Below are 8358 nucleotides of genomic sequence, written 5' to 3' on the forward strand. Positions count from 1 at the left end.
CCAAGAGGAAGGGCACAGCCCTTCCTCCTGGACCTCCATCCCAGTTTTTCATTCGCTTTTTGAAATCAACAAGTTATTAGACAGCCTCTAAAAGTTTCTCGGCGACAGCCACGGCTTTGTGGATTTGTTCCAAGGTGGTCATGTTACTCGGCGGCAGCCACGGCCTTGCGGATTTGTTCCAAGGCGGTCATGTCTTCAATAGTGGGCAGTTCGCCGGGATCGCGGCCTTCGGCAATGGCCAGGATGGCACGCCGGAGAATTTTGCTGGAGCGGGTTTTCGGTAATGCCGAGACAAAATATATTTTTTTGGGCCGGGCAAAGGTGCTGATTTCGGAGCCGACCAGGTCCATCAACTCCTTTTTCGAGGGCGTCATACCGGCATCGGCAACCACGACAAAAGCGTAGATTTTTTGTCCCCGCATGTCGTCATGAACGCCCACGGCAGCCGCCTCGGCCACCGCCGGATGGCTGCATAAAACCTCTTCGACTTCCCGCGTTCCCAGGCGTTGCCCGGCCACGTTGATGACGTCATCATCACGACCCATGATGAAATAATAACCATCCTCATCCCGCATGGCATAATCGAAGGTGGCGTACATTTCATGGCCAAAGCGGGAAAAATAGGTTTTCACGAAATGGGCATCATCGCCCCAGACCGTGGACATGCAACCCGGGGGGAGGGGAGCATGAATCATGAGGGTCCCTTTTTCGTTGGCGGCCACGGGCTTTCCTGAAACCTCGTCTACCAGATGCATATCATAGCCATAGGCAGGTCTGGCGGGCGAACCGAACTTGGTTTCCAGCAAGCCAAGACCGACAAAATTGGTCAGGATGGGCCAACCGGTTTCTGTTTGCCAATAGTTGTCTATAACGGGCTTGAGCAGGGCGTCGGCTATCCAGCGATGGGTTTCCCGGTCCAGAGGCTCACCCGCCAGGAAAAGGCAACGCAACGAATCAAGATCATATTTTCGGATCCATTCAGCCTTGCTCCTCTTCAACAGCCGGATTGCCGTGGGTGAGGTGAACATGCAGTTGACCCGGTGTTTTTCGACGAGGGACCACCAGATGCCGGGATTGGGCCGGATGGGCAAGCCTTCGTAAACAAGGGTCGTGGCACCGGTAAGCAGGGGGGCATAGACAATATAGGAGTGACCGACGACCCAACCGATGTCCGAGCCGGAAAACATGACCTCGCCAGGCTTGACACCAAAAATATGCTCCATGGAGGCACGGAGGGCCACGGCGTGGCCGCCGGTATCCCGTTGGACCCCTTTCGGTTTACCCGTGGTGCCGGAAGTATAGAGAATGTAGGACGGATGGGAGGAAGGAACCCAGACCGGGGCCACCCGGGCAAGGACGTGACGTTGCATGCCTTCTGCCCAGTCGAACGTGTCAAAGTCGGGTTGGAAGGTGGTATCCAGGCCTCTGTTGAGAATCAATACTTTAGGTCGTGGGACATGGATGATGCGGAGGGCGTCATCCAGCAGGGGTTTATAAGGAATGATGCGACCGCCACGGCTGCCGGCTTCGGCAATGATCACCAGCCTGGGGGTGGCGTCGTCGATGCGGGAAGCCATGGCCGCCGAAGCCAGTCCGCCGAAAACGACAGAGTGGACCGCGCCAATGCGTACACACGCCAGCATGGCCACCACGGTTTCCGGAACCATGGGCATGTAAATCAACACCCGGTCGCCCAAACCAACGCCCAACTCCTGCAACAAGGCTGCGGCCTGGTTGACCTGTGCGTGGAGTTGAGTATAGGTGATGGTCCGGGTGTCATTCACTTCGGAGGAGGTCCAGATGATCGCGGCTTGATCACCCCGGGTTGGCAGATGCCGGTCCACGGCATTGTGGCAAAGATTGGTCAGACCGTCCGGAAACCATTTGGCAAACGGCGGTTGCGAATAATCCAGCACCTGGGTAAAAGGTGTCTGCCAATCAATATTCTTGGCCTGGGCGCTCCAGAACGTTTCCCGATTTTCGATGGAATCTTTATAAAAATGCTCATATTTTGACAGATTGTTCATCGTCATGGTTGACTTTCTGCAAAAAAGGTGGAAAAACGCTCGGATACAGCCATAAGTTCACTGAGGAAACCGCATTTGACAGAGATTTTATCAGGGCGCAACATTCCTGGAATGACACGGACACCATAGATGAATATTTCTGCAATTAAAATTTGAACATTTCGGCCATGATCCCTGATCAGGCCGAAGGCTTTTTTTGGGTGGTGGGCATCATGGGTCATGCCAGGATGACTCGGCGGTATGGTACACTGGAGGTGAAAGGATTGGGTAGGGGAAACCATCTGGTCACGGGGTGTCGTGTCGTTGCAAAGGCTAGGCAAGATGGAGACGACGAGGAATTACATTGATGGTTGGGAAACCATCCGGTCACGGGGAGTTGTGTCGTTGCACAGGTCGAGCCATGCCAGGCAAGATGGAGATGGCGAGGATTTACACTGACAGTGAGGAGATGCCGCATGAAGGACAATGTGGGAACAATGGATCGGGTGGTACGGGTCGTCAAGGGTGGGGTATTGATATCTCTGGTTTTTGTGGGACCGAAGGTGCGTTGGGGTTGGCTTGGGGTTTATCCGTTGCTTACCGGCTTGATCGGTACGTGCCTATTCTATGACATGCTGGGCTTTGACACGAAAGCTCCCAAGAAAAAGAGTTACCTGATCGAAAAATCCACAGTTTCCTGATCATTGTCTCTACTTGATTTCCATGAGGAGTCGGAAGCCCAGCAGGGCGTGGCTGTCGTCTGCACCGAAAAAGTGGCGGTCGGAAATATTGCCGCAATTCGGATCGATGATCCAGCCGCCTCCCCGACCCAAATGGATGATTTTTGAGCCCTGGGCGGGATTTGATTCAGGAGAGGATGCGCTGTTTTGGGGGCCGCCTGAGCCAAATTCCCGGAAATTGCCATTGACCAGTTCCCAGACGTTGCCAAACATGTCATACAGCCCCCATGCGTTTGGTTTCAACTGACCGACGGCGTAGGTTTTGCTGCCTTTGAACCAGGCATATTGGCCGATTTCGCCGTCGCTGTTTTGCAGAAAATTATTGGTTTTTTCGCCGGCGAGGGCTGCGTATTCCCACTCGGCCTCAGTTGGCAGGCGATAAAGGTTCGTTTTTTCAGCTTCATTCAATTTATTGATAAATTCCTGGACGTTGCTCCAGGTGATTCGTTCCACGGGCAGGGAGCCTCCTTTGGTCCTGCTTGGATTGTTTTCCATGACCGCTTCCCAGTGGTCTTGCGTGACTTCATATTTACTCAGATAGAACGGTTCGTGGATCACTTCTTCATGAAGGGGGACCTCGCTGTTGCAGATGTTCGAGGAATAGAAAGGACCCATGGAGAGTGAACCGGGCTGGATCAGGACAAACTCCATGCCAATACTGTTTGTATAATTTTTTTTCTTTTCAAGAATATTCTTTGCCTGGGCAGGTGCTGCACTGATGGATCCGGGACCGAGCATGAAGATCATCATCAGCAACAGAAATGGGTACATGGGCATCTCCTGGCGTACTCCGCAAACCCTGGCCACCATGGCAGGTTACAGCGGAGATTTATTCCTCGATCCCGGAAATTCGGGCAAACGGGTTCTGGCGGCGAAAATTTTCCTGACCATGGCGAAGAGCGTTTTCTTGTCGCAAGGATCAAATGCGTGTATCCTCTGTCAGGTCAGTCTGGTTGGTCAAGGGATGACACTATTGGAAGTTGCCGGAAATGATATGAAAAGTGTGGCGTTTTGCAGCCACTTTTTGGTACGCTTGGACGGGTTGTGTTTCTTGGTCGATCATTTAGGATAACGATAAGCGATGGCGAACATGTTTCGTAGATTCAGGTCTTGGGTTAAAGATAAGCTTCCTTATATTATTGTCTTTTTTGCAACGTTAATCATTATTATCGTTCTGATCTGGCCTCGCATCTTTATTTTTATTCGTTCCGGTGAAGCTGGAATTCTTTACCATGTGTTTACGTCTGGTACGGAGACCGACTATGTTTATCCGGAAGGATTGCATATCCTTATGCCTTTGAACCGTATGGAAATATACGACACGCGCATTCAAATTCTGTATGATGATTTTGAGGTTCTTACCAATCGTGGTTTGCCCATCAAACTGAATATTGCTGTCCGGTTTGCTCCCATCTACGAACTGCTTGGGCTTTTGCACCAAAATGTGGGACCGGATTATCCCTCGAAAATTATTTTGCCGCAAATAGAATCCGTCTTGCGGCGCAACATCGGTCGCCTTTCGCCTGAAGATATTTATACGAACAAGGATGGCGTGCAGAGCGAAATCATTGCCCTGGCCTTGCAGGAAGTCGGGGAAATGTATGTCAAGGTTGACAATATTATTATTCGCTCTGTGGAGCTGCCGGATAGCGTCAAAAATGCCGTTGAAGAAAAGCTTGTTTATGAACAACAGCTTCTTTCCTACGATTTTCGTCTCCATCTGGAAGAAAAAGAGGCCGAAAGAAAGCGTCTTGAGGCGGTGGGTGTTGCTGCCAAGAACAATATCGTATCCACTTCCTTGACGGATAGCCTCCTTAAATGGGAAGGAATCCGGGCAACGTTGGATATGTCCAAATCTGAAAATGCCAAAGTTGTGGTCATCGGATCTGGCAAGGATGGATTGCCAATCATATTGGGCAACCAATAGAGATATTCGATGGCAATGCATTATGAATTTCTCTTGAATTTTTTCAAACCAAATCCGAATGCGGGTCTCTGACATCGTGATGACCAAATCTCGTAAAATATTTTATACTATCCTGTCAGGAGTTATTATTATTCTGGCGGTTCTGTTGTGGAATTTAAAGAATAATATGCAGTTTTATGAGTATGTTCAGTCGAATATTGTTTATATTACGGAGACATTTGGATTAAAGCAAGAAGAGAATTCCGATATTGTCATTGGTGTTGTCTGGCCCGAGGGTGATGGTGGCTTTGTTGAAGGTGCCATGATGGCTCAGGAGCAAATCAATGCTCAGGGAGGTCTCAACCATAAGAAAATTCGTTTCATTATTGAAAATGAAACCAAATACCTGGAAAGTGCCCGCGCCGATCTGGCCCGTCATGGTCGTTATCGCAATGCCGCCCAGGACGCTGGCAGTCAGATCGCACGTAAACTTGTTGCCGAGAAAGGCCTGATCGCTGTCATCGGCCACAAAGATGTCAACGATACGGCACTACCTGCATCCATCACATATGAATCGAAAGGGATTTTGTTTCTTGCGTCTTCTGAGACAAATCCCCTTCTTACCCATATCAACTCCACCCTTACTTTCCAACTCCAACCGTCATCTGTCCGGATGGCACAAGAAATTATTCAGTTTTGTACTGATCAAAGTTATAATGATGTTGTCATCATTCATGCCCGTGACAGGGATAGTATTCAGACCGCTGCCTTCGTTAAAAAAATGTCAAGCGAGTTCGGCGTTAAAATTGTAACAAGTATCACGTTTTATAACAGAAGCCGGGAGGAATTGTCGCATGCGGATGTCAGCAATGTCACCTCCAGCTTATTGGCAGTAAAAAATTCCAGTTTCAATGCCATCATTTTAATTGGAGAGCCGATGGCTGCCCAGCAAATTGTCAAGATGAGCCGTAAGCTGGGTATTCATCAACCCTTCGTTGGTAGTGATGCCTTGGAATCAGATGTATTTTCTTCTTATGTCGGCCCCATGGGCAAGGGGACGGTCGTTGCCAGTGTTTTTGATGAAACGACATTTTACTATAGACAATTTTCCAAAGTTTTTGAAAAATACAGCAATGGAAAAAAAGCGGACGTCTATGCAGGTATCGGCTATGACAGCGTTCAAATATTGGCAAACCTGATCAGAAAGAATCATACATTGAATCCAGCAGACTTGGCACATGCATTGCGTTACCAAACGCCGTTAATCTACGGAGTGAGCGGTCTGTTTGGATTTACTGGTAAAGGTGAAAATTTTGGGAAGGTTTTTACGTTTAACGAGTTGAAATCGGATGAAAATGGAATCCTTAGTTTTGTTCCTTTGAAATACTATTAGCTAATTATAATTAACATATTCTAGATATTTCTGTAATTTAAAAATTAAAAAAAGGTAAAATAATCAAAAATTTACCAGAAATGCTCCGGTGAACGCTTGCCAGTAAATATGGAGATTATATGGTTGCCATCGTTTTGAGTGGTATCGGGTTGAGTCTGCTTATCGGTTACCTTGGCAGAAAAAAGAAGATGGGATTTTGGGGGTATTTTTTTGGATCAATTCTTTTGACGCCGATCATAGGTGTCATTTTGTTGCTGGCGGCGGATGATATAAAATAAATTTCAAATGCATGTGGTCCAAAATTGTTCTGTTTCCTTTTGAAGAATAATCCGTGGAACAGATGGCCCGGAGGTGGCAACGGCCAATGCTGCACGATAGCCTGGTTCGGCTGGTAGGTCGTGTATCTGGTGCGGGAATGCCAATTCAGAGGCAGAAGTCAGGCAACGAGGTGTCATGACAGATCTGGTTTCTTCAGGGTTGACGTTGACTGTAAATCCAGACAGAGGGTGGGAAAGTCCCACACCCAGGCATTTGATGTAGGCTTCCTTGCGAGTCCAACAGGCAAAAAAGGCTGTGTTGACTTGTTCTTCCGGTAGTTTTTTAAGATTTGCAAATTCGTCGTTCGAAAAAAATCGTTGGGCAAAATCCAGACGTTCCAGTGGGTGTGCCGGGCGAATTTTTTCAAGGTCCACGCCCAGGTCGTTGTTGCGTGCAATGGCGACGACTCCCCACTCTCCAGAGTGGGAGAGACTGAAATATAAGGGTGGTTTGCTCCCATCCAAGGTTGCTTTCAGGTAAGGTTTGCCATAGGGGGTAATATGAAAGTGGACTGATGTCGGGGATGTTATTAAATAACGTCCCAGCAAGAATCGCAAGAAACTGTGTGCGACGATATATTCTATGCGATGTTTTGCATAGTGAAATCGATCTGCTCTTTGTTGTTCTTCTTTAGAAAGAAACACGTACAGAGTATTAATCTGGAAAGGTGACGGATCAAGCCTTTTGAACCAAATATGGATTTCATTATCAGAGATAAATTGGATACAGTCCAACTATTTTTTCCCAGCTTTCTTGCACAGTTTGAACATTTCCTGCTCAGGTGTGCATTCCTGTTGGCAGTCTTTCGACTTCAAGGCTACTTCGGCATCACTTGAATAACGCCAACCTCCGGGCAGTTTTTCCAGATCAAGCACCATTTCTTTCCATTTTGGGTGCCCATTTTTTTTGAGGGTTGGAAAATTCCGACAAATTGATTTGACAAATTTAACAATATTTTCTTTGGATTGCAATCGGTTATATTCTTTTGACACCAGGTATGCCCTGACTGAAATTGTTGGGATATCTTCAGTAAGCCAAGGATAGCTCTCCTTTGGGATAACTGATTTATAATATGGGCCATTAAAAATTTTCGTGGTTACTTCATTGTTATAATCAACCTTGACCATCTTTATTAAGTTCTTGACTTTTTCTGGAAATTCTGCCAGTCTCCCCGATGGTTGACCTGTAACCATAAACAAAGCATCAACATCTTGGTTGAGCAGAGCATTCAATGAATCGTCAAAAGAATTGTCGCCGACTGTATAGAGTACATTTGATTCTTGAAGATCATTATTTGTCATAAGTTTATAAAATAAATGCCCAGTCAATGATGAGCCACTGGTTTTAGGTCCAAGGGAGATTTTTTTTCCATAAAGTTGATGCAGCCAATTTATTTGAGAGTCGGCGCGAACAATAATATGGACTTCTTCTTGATAAAGAGGCAGCAGGACCCTTAATTGATTGATCATTCCGATGGCATCCCTGTTGCCTTTTTCTGCTTCTACCTTGTAATGCAGCAAAACGTCCGATTGGACAATCGACATATTGACGCCAGGTTGGTGGCGCATGCGGATGACGTTTTCAATAGAGCCATTGCTGGATATCACAAAAAGTGATGGATTTTTGGGGTTTTGCATGATCATTTTGGCGTTCATACTGACAAAATCCACCAGATTTTGTCCAATTTTATAGTACGTAAATTTTTGATTGCCGGTTGATATACAATAATTTGGAAAATTCTCGCAGGGCTGATAATTTTGTCCCCATACCGGTTGCAACAGGCATAGCTGCAAGAGTATTCCTGCTGCAATTTGATATATGCCTTTAAGTTGACGCACTTATTTATCTTTCCTTGCCGGACGTTTTTTTATCGGTGTCTTGGTTTTTTGGGCCTTGATCATCGTTTCGGCCATCCAGCCCCCTGGACCCCGTGTTCATTTAAAAAAAACGAATGAAAAACTGGGATGGAGGTCCAGGAGGAAGCGGCTCTGCCCT

10 protein-coding genes are annotated in these 8358 nt (G+C 47.1%); 5 read left to right on the forward strand and 5 right to left on the reverse strand.

From position 1 onward, the window contains the following. Nucleotides 1–143: 143 nt before the first annotated feature. Both HQL65_19365 and HQL65_19370 read right to left on the reverse strand, forming a co-directional pair. Nucleotides 144–2027, reverse strand: a complete 1884-nt coding sequence (locus tag HQL65_19365) for a propionate--CoA ligase (protein MBF0138396.1) — start codon at nucleotides 2025–2027, stop codon at nucleotides 144–146. Nucleotides 2028–2029: 2 nt separating this feature from the next. Next, complete coding sequence (locus HQL65_19370; GenBank protein ID MBF0138397.1) at nucleotides 2030–2248, reverse strand: hypothetical protein; 219 nt, start codon at nucleotides 2246–2248, stop codon at nucleotides 2030–2032. A gap of 234 nt (nucleotides 2249–2482) precedes the next feature. Here HQL65_19370 and HQL65_19375 point away from each other — a divergent pair, with 234 nt between their 5' ends. Further along, complete coding sequence (locus HQL65_19375; protein ID MBF0138398.1) at nucleotides 2483–2707, forward strand: DUF2892 domain-containing protein; 225 nt, start codon at nucleotides 2483–2485, stop codon at nucleotides 2705–2707. A 9-nt stretch (nucleotides 2708–2716) separates the two neighbouring features. On the opposite strand, the gene HQL65_19380 is transcribed toward HQL65_19375, so the two are convergent. Continuing rightward, nucleotides 2717–3517, reverse strand: coding sequence for a formylglycine-generating enzyme family protein (locus tag HQL65_19380; protein ID MBF0138399.1), 801 nt, complete (start codon nucleotides 3515–3517; stop codon nucleotides 2717–2719). Between HQL65_19380 and HQL65_19385 the strand changes: the two genes are divergently transcribed. The 4 genes from HQL65_19385 to HQL65_19400 all read left to right on the forward strand — a co-directional run bounded on the left by HQL65_19385 (nucleotide 3483) and on the right by HQL65_19400 (nucleotide 6323). Continuing rightward, nucleotides 3483–3818, forward strand: a complete 336-nt coding sequence (locus HQL65_19385; GenBank protein MBF0138400.1) for a hypothetical protein — start codon at nucleotides 3483–3485, stop codon at nucleotides 3816–3818. The two genes, HQL65_19380 and HQL65_19385, sit on opposite strands and share 35 nt — an antisense overlap. A 9-nt stretch (nucleotides 3819–3827) precedes the next feature. Further along, nucleotides 3828–4673 carry a prohibitin family protein gene (locus HQL65_19390; protein ID MBF0138401.1) on the forward strand — a complete coding sequence of 282 codons (846 nt, stop codon included), beginning with the start codon at nucleotides 3828–3830 and terminating at the stop codon, nucleotides 4671–4673. Nucleotides 4674–4752: 79 nt separating this feature from the next. Beyond that, on the forward strand, nucleotides 4753–6045 hold the full coding sequence (locus tag HQL65_19395; GenBank protein ID MBF0138402.1) for an ABC transporter substrate-binding protein: 1293 nt from the start codon (nucleotides 4753–4755) through the stop codon (nucleotides 6043–6045). Nucleotides 6046–6164: 119 nt separating this feature from the next. Then, a complete protein-coding gene (locus HQL65_19400; protein MBF0138403.1) occupies nucleotides 6165–6323 on the forward strand; it encodes a hypothetical protein in 159 nt (52 codons plus the stop codon). Between the two features lie 3 nt (nucleotides 6324–6326). Here HQL65_19400 and HQL65_19405 read toward each other — a convergent pair whose 3' ends face one another. Together HQL65_19405 and HQL65_19410 are read right to left on the reverse strand one after the other, a co-directional pair. Then, a complete protein-coding gene (locus HQL65_19405) occupies nucleotides 6327–7097 on the reverse strand; it encodes a 4'-phosphopantetheinyl transferase superfamily protein (protein MBF0138404.1) in 771 nt (256 codons plus the stop codon). Continuing rightward, nucleotides 7098–8201: a TAXI family TRAP transporter solute-binding subunit gene (locus HQL65_19410; GenBank protein ID MBF0138405.1), complete on the reverse strand. Its 1104-nt coding sequence runs from the start codon at nucleotides 8199–8201 to the stop codon at nucleotides 7098–7100. Between the last annotated feature and the right edge of the window lie 157 nt (nucleotides 8202–8358).

The organism is Magnetococcales bacterium (genome assembly GCA_015228935.1).
Taxonomy (GTDB): Bacteria; Pseudomonadota; Magnetococcia; order Magnetococcales; family DC0425bin3; genus HA3dbin3.